This is a genomic window from Chelativorans xinjiangensis, assembly GCF_009812055.1.
GTDB lineage: Bacteria > Pseudomonadota > Alphaproteobacteria > Rhizobiales > Rhizobiaceae > Chelativorans > Chelativorans xinjiangense.
Map to the genome: position 1 here is coordinate 99,564 of NZ_WQNH01000003.1, position 18,873 is coordinate 118,436.

Here is an 18,873-nt window from a genome sequence, read left to right on the forward strand (position 1 = left end):
TTCGGTCTGGAATCCACGCATGCTCATCGTCCGCTCCCTGGCGTTCAACGTCGCATTCTATCTGAACCTGATCGTCCAGATGATTGTCTGGACGCCGCTCTATTTCGTGCTGCCGCGCAAGAAGGCCTGGTTCGTGCCCAAGGTGTGGGCCGCCTCCAGCCTGTGGCTGCACAAGGTGCTGGCCGGCGCGCATGCGGAATTTCTGGGCCTGGAGAACCTGCCCGACGGCCCGTGCATCGTCGCGCCCAAGCACCAGTCGTTCTGGGATACCATCGCCTTCCTGCCCTACATCCCCGACGCGCTCTACATCCTGAAGAGGGAACTGATGTGGATCCCGCTGTTCGGCTGGTACGTGGCCAAGATGCGCATGATCCCGATCGACCGCGGCAGCCGCTCCAAGGCGCTCAGACAGGCCGTCAAGATCGCTCGCGAGCGCCTCAAGGACAACCGCCAGCTCATCATCTATCCCGAAGGCACGCGACGGGCACCGGGCGCGGAGCCCGCCTACAAATACGGCATCGTCGAGCTCTACAAGCAGCTCAATGTGCCGGTGGTGCCGGTCGCGCATGTGGCGGGCCTCCACTGGCCGCGGCGCAAATTCCTGCGCTACCCCGGCACCATCCGCGCCCGTTTCCTGCCGGCCATCGAACCCGGCCTCTCGCGCGAGGCCTTTCAGGAGCGCCTGATCCGCGAGACCGAGGCGGCGTGCGATGCGCTTCTTGTGGAGGCGGCCAAGGGGCCCAACCCGCCGCCACTGCCGGAGACGGCACGACGAAGGCTTGCGGAGCTCGGCGTGAAGACCGAAGGCGCGTTGACGAAGGACTGATACCGAGGGAGCTATCGCGTGATCCGCGCGGCCACCGTTTCCAGCCAGTGGTCGCGGATGCCGAGCGCCTTCAGATGCTCGACGGTGTTGATCACGTATTCCTCGTTGCGGCCGGACTGGCCGACGGCGCCGTAGACCCGCTGCGCGGCGTGCTCGGCATCTAGACGGCCGGCATATTGCGGGTGGGCGCGATCGACGACGTAGGTGAGCGCCTCGACCACGGGCCCATCGTGAAGCCGCACGGGCAAGTGGCGTTCCAGATAGACGTTCGTCACCAGTTCACGTTCGCGCAGATAGGCGATCACCTCGCCCGACAGTTCGCCCGGCACACGGAAGACCATGCCGAGGCAGGAGCCCCCGCGGTCGAGCCCGAGCACGAGGCCCGGCCGGTCCGGCGTGCCGCGATGCACATGCGAATGCACGCACAACGCCCGGCGATAACCGAAAAGCCGCGCTTTCCTGGTTTCAACATGGGCAAAACCCGGCCGCCATATCAGCGACCCGTAGCCAAACACCCAAAAATCGTCCATTTCCACCTGATGTCTGCTTCGCCCATGCGGGGCCGGTGACACTCCGGGTAGCGGGAGGATGGCAATGGCGTCAAGGACGGGAGCGGAATCACGCTTCGGCCGCCGCATGTTTTTGCTGGCGGCAGCCATCGCGGTCGCCGTATTCGCCTATACGGCCGCGTGGTTCTATCTGGCGCACATGCTCGAGCAACGGACGGCGGCGACCGTCGCAGCGTTCAATGGCAACGGTGTGCGTGCCTTCTGCGAGGAGCCCGAGGCAAGAGGCTATCCCTTCCGCATCGGCCTGTTCTGCCGCAGCGTGTTCTACGAGAACGGCAGAGGCGGGATCTCCGTGCGCGCCGGCGCCCTGCGTTCCGCCGCGCAGGTCTATCAGCCTTTCCGCATCGTCGGCGAATTGGACGGGCCGGCGACGATCCGGCTGCCTTTCGCCGCAGCGCTGGAAGCGCGCTGGGAGAACCTGCGTGCCAGCACCCGCCTCGCCCGCCCGTTGCCCGAGCGCCTCTCCGCCGAGGCAAGGCAGATGGTGCTTTCCTACGAGGAAGGCGCCGATACGCCGCTCGCTACGGCCAAGGCCGTGCAGTTCCATGCGCGGCCGCAAGGGGAGGATCTGGAGGCGGCGGCGAGCTTCAGCTCCCTTGCGCTCGATGAACGGCTGACACCCGGCCTGCCCCCGCTCGACGGCCGGATGCGCATGACCCTCAATGACGGCCTTTCCCTGCTTGCCGGCGGCCCACTGGCCCTGCGAGGGCGGTCGGGCACGATTCAGGAGCTGACGGTGGGTATCGCCGGCGACACGGCCGGCTTTGCGCTTTCGGGGCCGGTGGCGATCGGCGCGAACGGCCTGATCGACGCCGATCTTGCAGTCCGCGTGGACGATCCCGCCGCGGTGGGGCGGTTTCTTGCCAATATCTTTCCCGATGCGCGCGACGAGATCACCACCGCGGCCGCCGCCTTCAGCGGCCTCGGCGATGCGCCGCTTCAGCTTCGCATCACGCGCGGCCGCGTCTTCGCGGGCTTCATCCCGCTCGGCAGGATCCCGCCGCTCTAGGCGCTCTCGGACTCCGGTTTCGGCGGGTGGGCGAGCACGTGGCGGCCGAAGTCCGGCACGTCGACCTCCTGGCCGGCTTCGATGATCGAGTGGCGGATGTCGCGGGTGCGGGTAAAAAGGTCGAACAGCTTGTCGCCGTCGCCCCAACGGATGGCGCGCTGCAGGGCCGAGAGGTCCTCAGAAAACCGCGCCAGCATCTCCAGGATGGCATCGCGATTGTGCAGGCACACATCGCGCCACATGGTGGGGTCGGAGGCGGCCAGACGGGTGAAGTCGCGGAAGCCGGAGGCGGAGTATTTGATGACCTCGGATTTCGTCACCGTCTCCAGGTCGTCCGCAGTGCCGACGATGTTGTAGGCGATGATGTGCGGCAGGTGGGAGACGATGGCCAGCACCATGTCGTGGTGCTCGGGGTCCATCGTGTCGACGCGCGAGCCGCAGGCTTCCCAGAAGCGGGTAAGCTTTGCCTGCGCCTCGGCATCGGTGCCGGGCAGTGGCGTGAGGATGCACCAGCGCTCCTCGAAAAGCTCGGCGAAACCCGCATCGGGACCGGAATGCTCCGTGCCCGCGATGGGATGGCCGGGGATGAAGTGGACGTTCTCCGGGATGAAGGACGTCATCTCACGGATGACCGAGGTCTTCGTCGAGCCGGCGTCGGTGACGATGGCGCCGGGCTTCAAGCCTCCGGCGATCTCTGCGGCCACGGCGCCCGAGGCGCCCACGGGCACGGAGACGATCACCAGGTCGGCGTCGCGGACCGCTTCGGCGGCATCCAGGAAATAATCGTCACCAAGGCCGAGCTCGCGGGCGCGGGCGAGCGTTTCGGCGCGGCGAGTGGCGATGCTGAGCCGGCCCGCCAGCCCTTCGCGGCGGATGACGCGGGCGAGCGAGGAGCCGATGAGGCCGATACCGACGAGGGCGATTTTTTGAAAGAGGGGCTCAGGCACAGTCTTAACCGTTCAGGAATTCGGTGAGCGCCGAAACGACACCGCGATTGGCTTCTTCCGGCCCTACCGTCATGCGCAGGGCATTGGGGAAGCCGTAGGCGGTCACGCGGCGCAGGACAAAGCCGCGGGCGGTGAGGAAGGCATCCGCCTCCGCCGCCGTCTTGCTGCCGTTTTCGGCAAAGTGGACGAGCAGGAAATTGCCGACGCTGGGCGTCACCCTGAGGCCAAGCCCGGTCAATTCCTCCGTCAGCCAGGTGCGCCATGTCTCGTTGTGGGCGATGGCTTGCTCCACATGCGCCTTGTCGCGGATGGCGGCCGCACCCGCCTCGATGGCAAGCGCATTGACGTTGAACGGCCCGCGCACGCGGTTCACCGCATCGATCACATGCGCCGGCGCGTACATCCAGCCGATACGCAGGCCCGCCAGACCGTGGATCTTGGAGAACGTGCGCGTCATGACGACATTGTCGGACGAGGACACCAGCTCGATGCCGGCCTCGTAGTCGTTGCGGCGCACATATTCCGCGTAAGCCGCATCGAGCACCAGGAGCACATGCTTCGGCAAGCCGGCGCGGAGGCGGCGCACTTCGTCCACGGGCAGATACGTGCCGGTGGGGTTGTTGGGATTAGCAAGGAAGACGATCTTCGTGCGCTCCGTCACGGCCGCCAGAAGAGCGTCGACGTCGGCGCGCTCATCCGTCTCCTTCGCCGCCACTGGCGTGGCGCCCGTGGCGAGGATCTGGATGCGGTAGACGAGGAAGCCGTGCTCGGAGAAGAGGCCCTCGTCGCCGGGTTTCAGATAGGTCTGGGCGAGCAGGCCCAGAAGCTCGTCCGAACCGTTGGCACACAGGATATTCGCCGGATTGAGACCGTGCGCCTCGGCGATCGCCTCGCGCAGCTTTGTCGCAGAGCCGTCGGGATAGAGCTCCACGTGGCGGCTGGCCGCCCGAATAGCCTCGAGCGCGGCCGGCGAAGGGCCAAGCGGCGTCTCGTTGGAGGAGAGCTTCCAAACCTTTGCCACGCCCGGTGCGTCTTCGCGGCCGGGAACGTAAGGGGCGATATCCAGGATGCCGGATTTGGGCTGCGGACGGTCGAGCGGGCTCATCGGATGGTTCCAAATAATCGAAGCCGCCTGCTTTAGTCCATTAACCGCATTGACGCAAAGGGTTGTCCGGCTTAAAAGGCGCCATTCCGTGGTGATTTGGCCGGTCGGCTTGCAGCCACGTAAAACAAGTCGCTAAAAGGCCGAGGGATGCAAATTCCGCTGAGACCGGCCGCGATTTCGCCGCCGGTCTTTTTGTTTGGAGCCTGCGCCATGCCGATAAAGATTCCCGACCAGCTTCCCGCCCGTGACGTGCTCGCGCGCGAGGGTGTGTCCGTCATGGGCGAAGAGACGGCGCTGCGTCAGGACATCCGTCCGCTGCAGATCGGGCTCCTGAACCTCATGCCCAACAAGATCCGCACGGAGACCCAGCTCGCCCGGCTGATCGGTGCGTCGCCTCTTCAGGTGGAGCTGACGCTGGTGCGCATCGGCAACCACAAGGCCAAGAACACACCCGAGGACCACCTTATTGCCTTCTACCGGACCTGGGAGGAGGTGGCGGATCGCAAATTCGACGGCTTCATCGTCACCGGCGCGCCGGTGGAGCTTCTGCCGTATGAGGAAGTCACGTACTGGGATGAACTGACGCGCATCTTCGATTGGACAACGTCCCACGTCCATTCCCCTTTCTTCATCTGCTGGGGTGCGATGGCCGCTGCCTGGCACTTCCACCGCATTCCCAAACACACGTTGGAGAAGAAGGCCTTCGGCGTCTTCCGTCACCGCAACAACGCGCCCGCCTCGCCCTATCTTGCCGGCTTCTCGGATGATTTCGCGATTCCCGTTTCGCGGTGGACGGAAGTGCGTGCCGCCGACATTCCCTCCTTCCCGGGCCTGGAGCTGCTCATGGAATCGGACGAAACCGGCCCCTGTCTACTTGCCGAGGCGACCGGCAACCGGCTCTATATGTTCAACCACATCGAATACGACTCCACGTCGCTCAACGAAGAGTATCGGCGCGATATGGCTGCCGGCGTGCCCACCGATGTGCCGCACGATTACTACCCCGAAGACGATCCGGCCCGCCAACCGCTCAACCGCTGGCGCTCGCACGCCCATCTGCTCTTTGGCAACTGGATCAACCAGGTCTACCAGACCACACCCTACGAGATGGAGAAGATCGGCCAACGGTGAAGCCGGGCCTGTTTCCGGTGCGCGGCACGGCGCGGAATGATGCGCCAGCCTCGCTCACGGCAATGGTCGACTTCGAACCGCCCGCCATCGTCATCCTCTCCTTCCCCGGTCGCGCATTGCAGCGCCCGAGCCGAAGCCTGCCACGCCCTGCGGGGTCAGCACCGGCACCAGCGCGCGGCGTGAGCGGCGCGCCATGGCCGGCAGGCCCTGGTAGAGGCGCTTTTCCGCCTCCACCACCAGGACGCCGGCAAAGAGCGGCCAGAAGCGCTGGCCGGCGCGCTCCAGCCAGCCGTGCAGGCGCATTAGCCAGCGCCGCCGTGCCGGCGGAAAGTGCAGCGTATCGGCCCAGGCACCGGGGGTGAAGTTGGCTCCGCGCAGCGCCTCCACGAGCTGGGCACGCGAATAGGGCCGGCCCGTACCGAAGGGTGTGTGCTCGAAACGGGCCCACAGACCGCGCCTGTTGGGCACGACGATGACGAGGCGGCCGCCCGGCGCCAGAACGCGCCATATCTCCATGAGCGTCTGCTCCGGATTTTCCGCGTGCTCCAGCGCATGGACGAGAAGTATGCGGTCCACCGAAGAATCGGACAGCGGCAGCTCTTCCTCGAAGACGAGCGCGGTGGCCGACGGCTTGCCGGATGGCCAACGCACGGCGCCCTGGCGTGCCGGCATGAAGGCGAAGACGCGTTCGGCGTCGGACCCGAAGCGGTCGAGCCAGGGCACGGTGTAGCCGAGGCCGACGAGCCGCTCTTCCGGCAGCTTGGCCCAGATCGAGGAAAGCGCCATGGCGATGGACCGCTCCGCCAGCCGCCCGAGCAGGCTGGCATAGAAAGCTCTGAGATCGACGATGTCCGCGTTCATGGAAAAGACGGTAAGCATCACCGATGGCGACCGCAAGGTGCCTTGTCGCGGGTGACAAACCACCTTCGCCGCCCTATCGTCCGGTTTACGGAGGCCTTTTCATGACACTCGAAATCGAACAGTTCATGTGCCGCAGCGACAACTTCGGCATCCTCGCCCACGATAGCGAGACCGGCGAGACGGCGCTGATCGACGCGCCGGAGGAGCGGCCGATCCTCGAAGCGGTCGAGCGCACGGGCTGGGCGCCCACCATGATCCTGACCACCCATCACCACGGCGACCACGTGGCCGCCAACCTGGCGCTGAAGGAGCGCTTCAAGCTCGCCATCGTCGGGCCGGCGGCGGAGGCCGACAAGATCCCCGGCATCGACCGGCGGGTGAAGGAGGGCGACACGGTGCGCGTCGGCCGGCAGGAGGCGCGGGTGATCGAGACGCCGGGGCATACCGCCGGCCACATCTCCTATCACTTCGCCGATGCCGGCATCGGCTTTACCGCCGACACACTGTTCGCGCTCGGCTGCGGGCGGCTGTTCGAGGCCAAACCGCCGGTGATGCTGAACTCGCTGAAGAAGCTCGCGGCGCTGCCGCTCGAAACGGTGATCTATTGCGGGCACGAATACACGAAGGCCAACGCGCGCTTCGCGCTGACGGTCGATCCCACCAACTCGGCGCTGAAGGAGCGGGCGAAGCACATCGAGACACTGAGGAGCGAGGGCAAGCCGACGCTGCCGACCACATTGGCGGAGGAGATGGCTACCAACCCCTTCCTGCGCTGGCACGACCCGGTGATCCGCCGCAATCTCGGCATGGAAGGGGCTTCGGACGAGGCGGTATTCGCGGAAATCCGCAAGCGCAAGGACATCTTTTAAACGCGTTCGGGCCGGGGATACAGCCGGCATCCCCGAGTTCTACGATTCCCTGATCGCGTATCCCGCGCCGCGTATCGTGCGGATGACGTCGGGCATACGGCCCTGGTTCACCGCCTTGCGCAGGCGCCCGACATGCACGTCGACGGTGCGCTCGTCGATATAGATCGTCTCGCCCCACACATTGTCGAGAAGCTGGCTGCGCGAGAAGACGCGGCCAGGGTGCTGCATCATGAATTCCAGGAGGCGGAATTCGGTCGGCCCGAGGCGGATTTCGTTCTTGCGGCGGTAGACGCGGTGGGCCTCGCGGTCGAGCACGATGTCGCCCACCTTGAGCACCGTCGACAGCACTTCCGGCTTGGCACGCCGCAGCAGCGCCCGCACCCGGGCGACGAACTCGGGCGTCGAGAACGGTTTGACGAGATAGTCATCCGCGCCGGTGGAAAGTCCGCGCACGCGGTCGGTTTCCTCGCCGCGCGCTGTCAGCATGATGATGGGCAGACGCTCCGTTTCGGCCCGCATCCTGAGCCGCCGGCACAGTTCGATGCCGGAGATGGCCGGCACCATCCAGTCGAGCACGAGGAGGTCGGGCACGTTTTCCTGCAGCCGCATCTCCGCCTCATCGCCGCGGTTGACCACCTCGACCTGGTAGCCCTCGGCCTCGAGGTTGTAACGCAGCAGCACGCAAAGCGGCTCGTCGTCCTCCACCACCATGATTTTCGGAGCGATCATGCGCACGCCCTCTGTCCGCCTACGATTCGGCCGTCATCTGCGTCTCGTCCAGCTTTGGCCGCTGCACGGGAAGCTGTTCGCCGGTCAGGATATAATAGGCGTTTTCGGCGATGTTGGTCACGTGATCGCCCACCCGTTCCAGGTTCTTGGCGCAGAACAGGAGATGCGTGCAGGCAGTGATGTTGCGCGGGTCTTCCATCATGTAGGTGAGAAGCTCGCGGAACACCGATGTGTAGTGGATGTCGATCTTCTCGTCCTCGTCGCGCAGCGCCATAAGGTCGGCCGCCTTGCGCGCCACGTAGCGGTCGACCACCGCGTTGACCTGGGCAAGCACCATCGACGCCATGGTGTCGATCGAGTGCGACAGCTTGCGCGGCGTTGCACTCTGGCCGACCGCGCCGACGCGCTTGGCGATATTCTTTGCCAGATCGCCGATGCGCTCCAGATCGGAGGCCATGCGGATGGCGCCAACGACGGCGCGCAGGTCCTGCGCCATCGGCTGGCGCTTGGCGATCAGCGTGATGGCCCGTTCATCGAGCTCGGTCTGTTTGGCGTCCATGATGGTGTCGTCGGAGACGACGCGCTGCGCCAGCGCGTTGTCGGACGTGAGCAGCGCCCGGGTCGCCGCCTGGGTCATCGAGCCAGCCAATTCGCCCATGTCGCGCAAGAGCCGGTCGATATGCTCAAGGTCTTCGTCAAAGGAAGCGACGATGTGCTCGGCCATGGAAACTGCTCCTTCTGATGCGGCGGCGCGGACGATCGATCAGCCGAAACGGCCGGTGATGTAGTCCTGGGTGCGCTTGTCTTCCGGGTTGGTGAACATCTTGTCGGTCGGCCCTTCTTCCACCAGGTTGCCGAGGTGGAACATCGCCGTGCGCTGCGACACGCGCGCCGCCTGCTGCATGGAGTGGGTGACGATGACGATAGTGTAGTTCTCGCGCAATTCGTCGATCAATTCTTCCACGCGTGCCGTAGCGATCGGATCGAGCGCCGAGCATGGCTCGTCCATGAGGATGACCTCCGGCGAGACGGCGATGGCGCGGGCGATGCACAGGCGCTGCTGCTGGCCGCCGGAAAGCCCGGTGCCGGGCTCATGCAGCCGATCCTTCACCTCGTTGAAGAGGCCGGCCTTCTGCAGGCTGGTCTCGACGATGCCGTCGAGATCGCCCTTGGCCGAGGCGAGGCCGTGGATGCGCGGCCCATAGGCGATGTTCTCGTAGATCGACTTTGGAAACGGGTTCGGCTTCTGGAACACCATGCCGACACGGGCTCTGAGCTCCACGACGTCGATGCGCGGATTGTAGATGTCCTCGCCGTCGAGCGTGATCTCACCTTTTACGCTGCAGATGTCGATCGTGTCATTCATACGATTGAGACAGCGCAGAAAGGTGGACTTGCCGCAGCCCGAAGGGCCGATCAGGGCCGTCACCTGGTTCTCTCTGACATCGAGACTGACGTCGAACAATGCCTGCTTCTCGCCGTAGAAGACGTTGACCTTGTTGCCCCGCATCTTCACGGCATTGCTCTCCGGCGCGCCTTCCAGCGCGGTCTCGACGGCTGCATCTGTCAGCATGTTCATATCCCTCAACTCCATTACCAGCGACGCTCGAACCGTTGCCGGAGGTAGATGGCCAGCGCGTTCATGAAAATCAGGAAGCCCAAAAGCACGAGGATGGCGGCGGAGGTACGCGAGACGAAGCCGCGTTCCGGGCTGTCCGCCCAAATGAAGATCTGAGTCGGTAAGGCGGTGGCCGGATCCATGATACCACCGGGCGGCGAGGTCAGAAAGGCGTTCATGCCGATCAGCAGCAGCGGCGCCGTCTCGCCCAGCGCCTGCGCCAGGCCGATGATCGTGCCCGTCAGGATACCGGGGATCGCGAGCGGCAGCACGTGATGCAGAATCACCTCATGCTTGGACGCGCCGATGCCGAGCGCCGCCTCGCGGATCGAGGGCGGGATCGACTTGAGCGCGACGCGCGTGACGATGATGATCGTGGGCAGCGTCATCAGCGAAAGCACGAGCCCGCCCACCAGCGGCGCTGACCTTGGAAGGCCGAAGACCTGGATGAAGACGGCGAGGCCCAGGAGGCCGAAGACGATCGACGGCACGGCCGCCAGATTGTTGATGTTCACCTCCACGAGGTCCGTCCAGCGGTTCTTGGGTGCGAACTCCTCGAGGTAGATCGCCGCGGCTATGCCGACCGGGAAGGAGATCAGGAAGCACACGAGAAGCGCATAGAAGGAGCCTGCGATCGCGCCGGCCAGTCCCGCCAGCTCCGGAAAGCGGCTGTCCGAGTTGACGAACAGCCCCCAGTTGAACGGCGTCGAGACCAGGCCGCGCTCCTCCAGCGTCTCGAACAAGGCGATCTGCTCGTTTGAGACCCTGCGGCGCTCTTCCGGCAGGTCGCGGTTGATCACGCCCTTGTTGAGCTGGTCGTAGGGATCGGACGCGGGAACCTCCAGGGTGAACGACTGCCCCGCGACTTCGGGATGCGCAGTCACATAGTTGCGCACGATGTTGACCGCGCCGTCGGACAGGATGCCCGACGCAGTGCGCAATTCACGCGGATCGTCGATTTCCGGGAACAGCTGCTGGACCGCGTTGGACACCACGGCGCGGAAATTGCCCGATGCCGGGTCGTCCGCCGGCACGTTCTCGGGGTCGGCCGTGAACTCTACCGCGATCTCGGTCTGCACGAAGGCGGTGTGGCCGGTGACGATGAGCGAGGCGATCAGCACGCCGAGCAGGCCGATCGCCGTCAGGATCGAGATCAGCCCGTAGAGGCGCAGGCGCCGATCGGCGGCATAGCGCCGCTTGCGTATGGCCGTGGCTTCCGGCGAGGACCAATCGAACGGTTTGGGAGCAGTCGTCTCGGACATGGATCTACTCGTATCTCTCGCGGTAGCGGCGCACGATCCTGAGCGCCAGCACGTTCAGGCAAAGCGTGACGACGAAGAGGACAAGCCCAAGCGCGAACGCCGAAAGTGTCTTCGGGTTGTCGAAGGCCGTATCGCCGATCAGAAGCGTGACGATCTGCACCGTCACCGTCGTTACGCCGTTCAGCGGGTTCGCTGTCAGCGTCGCCGTGAGCCCGGCCGCCATGACGACGATCATCGTCTCGCCGATGGCGCGGCTGGCGGCAAGGAGGACGCCGCCGACGATGCCGGGAAGTGCGGCGGGAAGCAGCACTCGGGTGATCGTCTCCGCGCGCGTCGCTCCCATGGCGAAGGAGCCGTCGCGCATCGACTGCGGCACCGCGCGCAACGCGTCATCGGACAGCGAGGAGATGAACGGGATGATCATGATGCCCATTACGGCGCCGGCGGCCAGCGCGCTGTTGGGAGATATCCCGATGCCCATGAGGCCGCCGGCCTGGCGGATTGCCGGCGCGACGGTGAGAACGGCGAAGAAGCCGTAGACGACGGTGGGCACGCCGGCGAGGATTTCCAGGATGGGCTTGACGATGCCGCGAATGCGGTCGTCGGCGAACTCGACGAGGTAGACGGCCGAGAACAGGCCGATAGGAACGGCGACGACAAGCGCTATGGTGGCGATCAGCAATGTGCCGGTGAAAACAGGCACGGCCCCGAAGGCGCCCGTTCCGGCAACCTGATCCTCGCGGATGGCGATCTGCGGTTCCCAATTGAGCCCGAAGAAGAATTCCTGCGGCGGCACGAGCCGGAAGAACTGTATTGCCTCGTAGGTCAGCGACACGATGATGCCGATGGTTACCAGGATCGCCGCCACCGCCGACAGGATCATCACGATATCGAGCGTGCGCTCGAAGCTCTGCCGGGCGCGAAAGCGTGGCGCCATGCGTGCGCGTGTGATGTACAGCGCGAGCGCGGCCACGGCCAGCGCGACCACGACCATCGCCCACTGCGCGATCATCTGCCAGCTCTGGTAGCGCTCGGCAGCGGCAATGACTTCCGGCGACGGCTCGCTGAAGACACGGCCGGAAGCGACGTTCTTGATCTCGCTGAGATAAAGAGACAGGCGCGATGCCGAAGCGCCCTCCGTAAGGCTGGCCGGCAGCGAGGCCAGAAGCAGTCGGTCTATGATGCTGCCCTGGAAGAGAAGCCACAGGAGGACGAGGACGAGTGCGGGAAGCCCCACCCACACGGCCGCGAATGCGCCGTGGTAGATCGGGCGGGAATGAACGTCCGCCCCCTGCTCGGCGACAAACCGGTTCGCCGTCGTCCGCCCGACATAGAAGGCGATGAACGACAGGGCCAGAATTGCGAGAAACAGATATCCGGTCACGGCTGCCTGCATCCATTTCGGCTGCGTTGAAGAGGGTTCGCGCCGCGCGGGGCTCTCCGCGCGGCGCAAGACTAGTACAAGGCGTTACTGGGTATAGCGCGTGAAGCTGTCACCCGCGACCGCAGCGTTGCGGATTTCCTCACGCTGCTCGTCGGAGAGCGGGATGAGACCACGCTCCTCGAGATAACCGCCGGGACCCATCGATTCCTCGGAGACGTACTCGGCGACGAACTCCTGAAGGCCGGGAATGACGCCGCGATGCGCGTTCTTGACATAGAAGAACAGCGGACGGGCGACCGTGTAGCTTTCGTCGGCGATGGTCTCAGGCGACGGCTTGACGCCTTCCACCGCAACCGCCTTCAGCGTGTCCTGGTTCTCGTAGAGGAAGGAATAGCCGAAGATGCCGAGCGCATTGGCGTCCGCCTGAAGACGCTGCACGATCAGGTTGTCGTTCTCGCCGGCCTCGACGAAGGGGCCGTCCGTGCGCATGCGCTGGCAGACCTCGTCCTTGCGGTCGTCCTCGAGCGCCTCGACCGCCGGAAACGCTCCGCAGCCCTCTTCCATGACCAGCTCAACGAAAGCGTCGCGCGTGCCGGAGGTGGGGGGAGGTCCAAAGACGGTGATTTCCGCGTCGGGCAACGAAGGATCGATCTCGTTCCACCGCTTGTACGGGTTGGCAACCACCTCACCGTCGACCTCCACCTCGGCGGCCAGCGCCTGGAAGATCTGCGCCTTGGTCAGGTCGATCTCGGGGCCGTCGACCGAATGGGCGATCGACAGGCCGTCGGAGCCGATCTGGACTTCCGAGATGCTGTCCACGCCGTTCTCGACGCAGAGCTTGTACTCGCTCTCCTTCATGGCCCGCGAGGCGCCGGTGATGTCCGGATGGTCGACGCCGACGCCGCCGCAGAAGATCTGCATGCCGCCGCCCGTGCCGGTCGACTCTGTCACCGGAGCCGCGAAATCGGTGGTGTTACCGAACTCCTCGGCCACGGCCTGTGTGTAGGGAAAGACCGTCGAGGAGCCGACGATACGAATCTGGTCGCGCGCCGCGGCGGCGCCGACAGACAACGACGCGGCAATTGCCGTCGCCGATGCCGTAAGGATGAGTTTCTTCATGAGGGCTACTCCCTGTTCGGAATTCGACGTGACACCATTTCTTTTTAGGGCGTCGGGGAGTCGCATAAAGGCACTATGTAACAGTTGGATGACAGTTCCGTGTCAGTGCCGTAAAGATAGACAGATGCACGCGTTGCGGGTTCCGGGAAAGCCATTTCTCAACCATTGAGGACCACGTTGCCGGCGCAGGTGCCGCCTGTTTCCGCCCGCCGGGCTCAAGCGATGACGGACTGCCCGCGCTGCCGCCCAGCCGCCCAGCGGCTGACCTTCTCGAGCAGGGTTTTCGGGCTGATCGGCTTCGACAGATAATCGTCCATACCCGCTTCCAGGCAACGCTCGCGGTCGCCCTTCTGCGCGTGGGCGGTCACACCGATGATCGGCGCATGCCGCCCGCCCTCTGCCTCCAGGCGGCGGATCTCCTTCGTGGCCTCCAGCCCGTTCATCTCCGGCATCGAGACATCCATCAGCACGAGCCGCGGGTTGAGCCTTCGGTAGGCCTCGACCGCCAAGCGGCCATTGTCGACGATCTCGAAGCGAAGCCCGCTTTCGCTCAGGATCTGGGTGAAGACGAGCTGGTTCACCTCATTATCCTCCGCCACCAGGATGTCGACGCCATGCACCGCCTCCCGGTCACCGGCCGTGCGTGGGATGACGGGCGAAGCGGATTGCGGCCCCCTTTCCGCCCCACCGGCGCCCTCGCTCGCCCGGCCGCGCACGCCCGGCGCGCCCTCGGGCTCGTCGACGCGGTGCTTCTGGATCGTGTGCACTATCGTCTCCAGCAGGCTCGACGCCCGCGCCGGCTTGACCAGTTGCGCATCGATGGCAAGCTCGCGCGCACTGGCGGTCGACAAGGATTGGTCGACGGAGCTTAGGAAGATCAGGGGCGTCCGTGCGATCTCTTCGTTGGCGCGTATGGCGCGCGCCATGTCGATGCCGGTCATGCCCGGCATCTGGTAGTCGACCACCGCGCAGTCCACCTGCACGCCGAGGCGGGCCGCCGCCCGGAGCACTTTCAGGCCCTCCTCGCCGCTTTCCGCCGCGCAGGCGTCGAAGCCCCAATGGGCCATCTGCTCGGCGAGGATCGTACGGTTGATGGCGTTGTCGTCGACCACCAGAACCCGCGCACCCGTCACGTCGCGCGGAGCGACCCTGGTCTGGGCATCGCTTTCGGCGTTCGGCAGCGTCAGGGTGAACCAGAAGGTCGAGCCCTTCCCTTCTTCGCTCTCGACGCCGATCTCGCCGCCCATCAGATCCACCAGGCGCGAGGTGATGGCGAGGCCGAGACCCGTGCCTTCATGCCGCCGGGTCGAGGAGGCGTCGGCCTGGCTGAACTTGTCGAAGATGAGGTCGAGTTTTTCCTTCGGGATGCCGATGCCGCTGTCGGTGACTTCCACCTTGATCCGCGTGTGCCCCTCCGCCGTCTCTCCGGTGACATCCACGAGGACGTGCCCGTGGTCGGTGAACTTGACGGCGTTGCCCAGGAGATTGGTGACGATCTGTCGAATGCGCCCCGCGTCGCCGACGAAGGTCTCCGGCAGATCCGGGTCGACGCGCACGATCATCTCCAGGTCCTTCTCCCTGGCGCCCGAGGAAATCAGCGTGGCAACGTCCTCCACGGCTTCGGCCAGCTTGAAGGGCTGCGGGTCGAGCACGAGCTGGCCGGCGTCGATCTTGGAGAAATCCAGGATGTCGTTGATGATGGTGAGCAGTGCACTGCCGGACTTGGCGATGATGTCGATGAACGTCTTCTGCTTCGGTGTGACCCCTGTCTTGGCCAGAAGCTCCGCCATGCCAAGCACGCCGTTCATCGGCGTGCGGATCTCATGGCTCATATTGGCCAGGAACTCCGACTTCGCCCGGTCGGCCAGGACGGCCTTCTCCTGGGCGATGCGCAATTCCTCCTCGCGGCGCTTCATTTCGGTGATGTCGGTGGTCGAGCCGATCAGGTATAGCGACCCGTCGGAGGCGACCAGCGCATCCTTGCGCGCGATCTGGTAACGCACCGCACCGTCCGCCAGCGTGTGCGTCTCCTCCACCACCTGACGTTCTCCTGTACGAAGGACGGCAAGGTCTCCTTCCATGAACGCTTCGCCGTTGGGTCCAAAGAGTTCCACGTCGGTCTTGCCGATCGCCTCCTCCCGCGGCACACCGAGCAGGTCCGACCATCCCTTGTTGACGTACATCAGCCTGAGGTCCGGGCGCTTCGCATAGATGGCGACGGGAACGTTGTCGATGAGGTTCCGGAAGACCTCGTTCTCGCGCATGCTCTCCTTGAGCTCGCGTTCGCGCTCCTTGATCTCGGTGATGTCCACGCGCACACCGACGAAGGTGCCGTCCTCGCCCCGCGTATCGAATACCTTGAACCAGCGGCCGTCGGGATTGCGCCGCTCGACGATGCGCGATTTATCCCCATAGAGCTTTGCGTAACGGTCGATCCAGGCTTCCGGATCGCTATCGTAGAGCCGGTCGAGCTCCGGGTCGCCGCTGCCGCGGAAATAGCCCGCCTTGTGCGCCAGCTCGATCGCCTCGCGCAGCGGTTTGCCTGGCTGCATGGCCGGCACCATGGCGGGAAGCGCGTCGTGGATCTTCTGGTTGGCGAGCACGAAGCGGTCGTCCCGGTCGTAGATGACGACGCCGGCCGGCAGCGTTTCCAGCACATGGGCGAGCTGCGCGCGCGCCTCCTCCGCGTCGACCTCGCGTTGCTTGAGGTCCGACACGTCGAAGATCGTGCAGGTCACGTAGTCCTTGCCGCTTGGAAGCCGCACCCGGTTCTTGCGCACGATGCGGCTGCCGCCGATACCCCGGAACTCGAAGTCCTCCTGCGCCTGGTAGTCCTCGCCGGTCTCCAGCACGCGCCGCTCCGTCTCCTCGAACAGGGCGGCGTCGGCGGGCTGCACGTAGTCACTGCCCTTCTTGCCGATCATGTCGCGCGGCTCGGCATCGAACAGCTTGGCGAACGCCTTGTTCACCAGCACGAAATCGAGGTTCGCGTCCTTGACGAAGATCGGGCTGGGAAGACCATCGAGCACCGCCTGGGCGAGCTTCCACTGCTCTAGCGCCGCGGCCGACGCGTCGCGATCCTCACGCCCCTGTCCGGACGCGGACTCTAGGTTTTTGCCCTTCACCCCCAAAGGTCGTCCTCTCGCAACACCCCCGAGTTTCCAAGGATGACCGCTAAGCCTTAACGATTGACTAAGCTTAACAGCGGGCTAACGCGGCGCGCATGGAGAGCGCCCGACGCCGGCCGCGAGGGCCTGCGGTTGTGCGCCGGCAGGGGGGCGACAGCGATTTCGAGAAAATGGCACTCCCAAGGGGAATCGAACCCCTGTTTCCGCCGTGAGAGGGCGGCGTCCTAGACCGCTAGACGATGGGAGCGTCCGGGTGAAGGCCGCGATATAGTCGTGATTGCCGGCAAATGCAACAGGCGCGATGGCGCTGCCTCAAACATTCGTAGCTCCGGGCTCGATGAGGTCCCAAAGGTTGCCGTAAAGGTCGGCGAAAACCGCCACGGTGCCATAGTTTTCCTGACGCGGCTCTTCGCGGAAGATAACGCCGCGCGCCTGCATGGCACGGTAGTCGCGCCGGAAGTCGTCCGTGTGGAGAAAGAGGAAAACCCTGCCGCCCGTCTGCCTGCCGATGGCCGCCTCCTGGGCCGGGCCGTCCGCCTTGGCAAGGAGCAGAGAGGCGCCGTCTGCGCCTTGCGGCCCCATCACCACCCAGCGCTTGCCCTCCCCGAGCGGCGTATCTTCAGAAACCTCGAAGCCGAGCTTTTCGCGGTACCAGGCGATCGCCTCGTCATAGTCGCGCACGACAAGCGTCGTCAGCGCGATGCGGCGCTTCGCCCCGGGGTTCATGGCGTCTCGTAGCCGATCTCGAAGCGGCCGACCGTCCGCCCTTCAGTCATGTCGTAGACGACGATCGCTTCGCCGCCCTCGGAAAGCCGGAGATGCAATGTCAGCCGGTTGCCCGAGACCGCGTGCGAAACGATGCGCGATCCCGCCGGCAGACGGATATCGCCCGACAGCGCATCGGCGGAGGGTGGCGCCTGCGTGAGGGCCGCATCATCGGCCTGCGGCGTCATGGACCTGTAGACAAGGGCCAGCACCACCGCCATAACCGCCACAAAGAGGATGGCGAGATTGATGCCCATGAAACGCACGAGCTTGCGGCGCACGCGCTCCGCCGCCGGGTCCAGCGGCTTGTCTTCGTCGGTGTGGTGCGGCGCTGCCGGTCCGGCCATGGGTGCCCAATCGCAGGATGTGTCGGAAAATGAGCGACCCTGATAGCGAAGCCGGCATGGAATTGAAAGAGCTTGCGGCAGACGAAGCGGCGACGGGCAAGCGGCTCGACCAGTGGCTCGCCGCAGCACTTGCGCCGGATATCTCGCGCAACCGCGTCCAGGCGCTCATCCGCGCCGGGGCGGTGACGCTCGAGGGTGCCGCCGTCACGGAGCCGAAGCGCAAGGTTTCCGCCGGCGAACTCTACCAGATCGTGTTGCCTGAAGCCGAAGCGCCGGAACCCGAGGGCGAAGCCATTCCCCTTACTGTTCTCTACGAGGACGATACGCTCATCGTCGTCGACAAGCCTGCCGGCCTGGTAGTGCACCCCGGTCCCGGAAACTGGACCGGCACGCTGGTGAATGCGCTCATCCACCATTGCGGCGACACGCTGTCGGGCATCGGTGGGGTGCGCCGGCCCGGCATCGTGCACCGGCTGGACCGCGAGACGAGCGGCGTCATGGTGGTGGCGAAGACGGACCGCACCCACCGGGCGCTGGCAGAGGCCTTCGCCGACCACGGGCGCACCGGCGATCTGGAACGCGCCTATGTGGCGCTGGTGTGGGGAGTGCCGAAGCGCCTTTCCGGCACCGTCGACGCCCCGCTCGGCCGCTCCACCCGCGACCGGACCCTGCGCGCCGTGGTGCCGGAGGGCCGCACCGACGCCCGTCTCGCCGTCACCCATTACACCGTGCTTGAGCGCTACGGCCAGCCGAACGACGAGATCGCCGCCCTCGTGGAATGCCGCCTGGAGACCGGCCGCACGCATCAGATCCGCGTGCATATGGCGCATATCGGCCATCCGCTCATCGGCGACCCCGCCTATGGCCGTGCCTTCCGCACCAAGGCGAAGCGCCTGCCGCAACCGCTGGCGGACATGGTTGCGACATTTCCGCGCCAGGCGCTGCACGCGCGCCTGTTGGCCTTCCGTCATCCCGAAACCGGCGCTATAATGCGATTTGAAGCGCCGATTCCGGCCGATATAGCGGAACTGATGGCGCGTTTCGCTCGTTTGTAACCGGAAGCAGGCGTAGTATCGCTTTTCACGGTCGGTCACGGTTTGTTGACTGTTATCGGAAGCTTTTGCTTTTCGGAATTTGTTCCTATATACCATATGGCGCGGTGCGCGCTGATGCGGCCGTGCTTTCCGTCCGCCTCGGTTAGGGG

Annotated in this window: 18 protein-coding genes, 1 tRNA gene and 1 riboswitch; of the genes, 5 read left to right on the forward strand and 14 right to left on the reverse strand. The window is 65.3% G+C overall.

What is annotated here, in order from left to right:
- Positions 1 to 19 precede the first annotated feature (19 nt).
- Entirely contained in the window at positions 20 to 826 is an 807-nt protein-coding gene (locus tag GM910_RS03545) for a lysophospholipid acyltransferase family protein (protein ID WP_159586135.1), read from the forward strand.
- A gap of 11 nt (positions 827 to 837) precedes the next feature.
- On the opposite strand, the gene GM910_RS03550 is transcribed toward GM910_RS03545, so the two are convergent.
- Complete coding sequence (locus GM910_RS03550; protein WP_159586136.1) at positions 838 to 1,356, reverse strand: gamma-glutamylcyclotransferase; 519 nt, start codon at positions 1,354 to 1,356, stop codon at positions 838 to 840.
- Between the two features lie 64 nt (positions 1,357 to 1,420).
- Here GM910_RS03550 and GM910_RS03555 point away from each other — a divergent pair, with 64 nt between their 5' ends.
- Positions 1,421 to 2,404 carry a DUF2125 domain-containing protein gene (locus GM910_RS03555; protein ID WP_159586137.1) on the forward strand — a complete coding sequence of 328 codons (984 nt, stop codon included), beginning with the start codon at positions 1,421 to 1,423 and terminating at the stop codon, positions 2,402 to 2,404.
- On the opposite strand, the gene GM910_RS03560 is transcribed toward GM910_RS03555, so the two are convergent.
- Both GM910_RS03560 and hisC read right to left on the reverse strand, forming a co-directional pair.
- On the reverse strand, positions 2,401 to 3,351 hold the full coding sequence (locus tag GM910_RS03560; protein ID WP_159586138.1) for a prephenate/arogenate dehydrogenase family protein: 951 nt from the start codon (positions 3,349 to 3,351) through the stop codon (positions 2,401 to 2,403). The two genes, GM910_RS03555 and GM910_RS03560, sit on opposite strands and share 4 nt — an antisense overlap.
- A gap of 4 nt (positions 3,352 to 3,355) precedes the next feature.
- Positions 3,356 to 4,456 carry a histidinol-phosphate transaminase gene (gene hisC, locus GM910_RS03565; protein WP_159586139.1) on the reverse strand — a complete coding sequence of 367 codons (1,101 nt, stop codon included), beginning with the start codon at positions 4,454 to 4,456 and terminating at the stop codon, positions 3,356 to 3,358.
- Positions 4,457 to 4,534: 78 nt separating this feature from the next.
- Positions 4,535 to 4,612: riboswitch (SAM riboswitch) on the forward strand.
- A gap of 54 nt (positions 4,613 to 4,666) precedes the next feature.
- On the opposite strand from hisC, the gene metA reads away from it, so the two are divergent.
- Complete coding sequence (gene metA / locus GM910_RS03570; RefSeq protein ID WP_159586140.1) at positions 4,667 to 5,587, forward strand: homoserine O-acetyltransferase MetA; 921 nt, start codon at positions 4,667 to 4,669, stop codon at positions 5,585 to 5,587.
- Between the two features lie 90 nt (positions 5,588 to 5,677).
- Here metA and GM910_RS03575 read toward each other — a convergent pair whose 3' ends face one another.
- A complete protein-coding gene (locus GM910_RS03575) occupies positions 5,678 to 6,448 on the reverse strand; it encodes a class I SAM-dependent methyltransferase (RefSeq protein ID WP_159586269.1) in 771 nt (256 codons plus the stop codon).
- 101 nt (positions 6,449 to 6,549) lie between these two features.
- Between GM910_RS03575 and gloB the strand changes: the two genes are divergently transcribed.
- Positions 6,550 to 7,317: a hydroxyacylglutathione hydrolase gene (gloB, locus tag GM910_RS03580; protein ID WP_159586141.1), complete on the forward strand. Its 768-nt coding sequence runs from the start codon at positions 6,550 to 6,552 to the stop codon at positions 7,315 to 7,317.
- Between the two features lie 39 nt (positions 7,318 to 7,356).
- Here the strand turns inward: gloB and phoB are convergent, their stop codons facing one another.
- The 10 genes from phoB to GM910_RS03630 all read right to left on the reverse strand — a co-directional run bounded on the left by phoB (position 7,357) and on the right by GM910_RS03630 (position 17,669).
- Positions 7,357 to 8,046 (reverse strand): phosphate regulon transcriptional regulator PhoB, encoded by a 690-nt coding sequence (gene phoB / locus GM910_RS03585; RefSeq protein WP_159586142.1) that lies wholly within the window; start codon positions 8,044 to 8,046, stop codon positions 7,357 to 7,359.
- A gap of 19 nt (positions 8,047 to 8,065) precedes the next feature.
- On the reverse strand, positions 8,066 to 8,770 hold the full coding sequence (gene phoU / locus GM910_RS03590) for a phosphate signaling complex protein PhoU (RefSeq protein WP_159586143.1): 705 nt from the start codon (positions 8,768 to 8,770) through the stop codon (positions 8,066 to 8,068).
- A gap of 39 nt (positions 8,771 to 8,809) precedes the next feature.
- Complete coding sequence (gene pstB / locus GM910_RS03595) at positions 8,810 to 9,625, reverse strand: phosphate ABC transporter ATP-binding protein PstB (protein WP_159586144.1); 816 nt, start codon at positions 9,623 to 9,625, stop codon at positions 8,810 to 8,812.
- 14 nt (positions 9,626 to 9,639) lie between these two features.
- Positions 9,640 to 10,926, reverse strand: a complete 1,287-nt coding sequence (gene pstA / locus GM910_RS03600; protein WP_159586145.1) for a phosphate ABC transporter permease PstA — start codon at positions 10,924 to 10,926, stop codon at positions 9,640 to 9,642.
- Positions 10,927 to 10,930: 4 nt separating this feature from the next.
- On the reverse strand, positions 10,931 to 12,310 hold the full coding sequence (gene pstC / locus GM910_RS03605) for a phosphate ABC transporter permease subunit PstC (protein WP_201285400.1): 1,380 nt from the start codon (positions 12,308 to 12,310) through the stop codon (positions 10,931 to 10,933).
- A gap of 84 nt (positions 12,311 to 12,394) precedes the next feature.
- The gene (locus GM910_RS03610; protein WP_159586147.1) at positions 12,395 to 13,429 is read right to left on the reverse strand and encodes a substrate-binding domain-containing protein; all 1,035 of its coding nucleotides are present in this window, start codon (positions 13,427 to 13,429) and stop codon (positions 12,395 to 12,397) included.
- A gap of 215 nt (positions 13,430 to 13,644) precedes the next feature.
- The gene (locus tag GM910_RS03615; RefSeq protein WP_343032956.1) at positions 13,645 to 16,554 is read right to left on the reverse strand and encodes a PAS domain-containing hybrid sensor histidine kinase/response regulator; all 2,910 of its coding nucleotides are present in this window, start codon (positions 16,552 to 16,554) and stop codon (positions 13,645 to 13,647) included.
- 174 nt (positions 16,555 to 16,728) lie between these two features.
- A tRNA-Glu gene (locus GM910_RS03620) sits at positions 16,729 to 16,804 on the reverse strand.
- Positions 16,805 to 16,869: 65 nt separating this feature from the next.
- Entirely contained in the window at positions 16,870 to 17,283 is a 414-nt protein-coding gene (locus tag GM910_RS03625) for a VOC family protein (RefSeq protein ID WP_159586149.1), read from the reverse strand.
- Positions 17,280 to 17,669: a fimbrial protein gene (locus GM910_RS03630; RefSeq protein WP_159586150.1), complete on the reverse strand. Its 390-nt coding sequence runs from the start codon at positions 17,667 to 17,669 to the stop codon at positions 17,280 to 17,282. The genes GM910_RS03625 and GM910_RS03630 overlap by 4 nt, the downstream gene beginning before the upstream one ends.
- Before the next feature lie 29 nt (positions 17,670 to 17,698).
- Here GM910_RS03630 and GM910_RS03635 point away from each other — a divergent pair, with 29 nt between their 5' ends.
- Positions 17,699 to 18,724, forward strand: coding sequence for an RluA family pseudouridine synthase (locus tag GM910_RS03635; protein ID WP_159586151.1), 1,026 nt, complete (start codon positions 17,699 to 17,701; stop codon positions 18,722 to 18,724).
- Positions 18,725 to 18,873 lie beyond the last annotated feature (149 nt).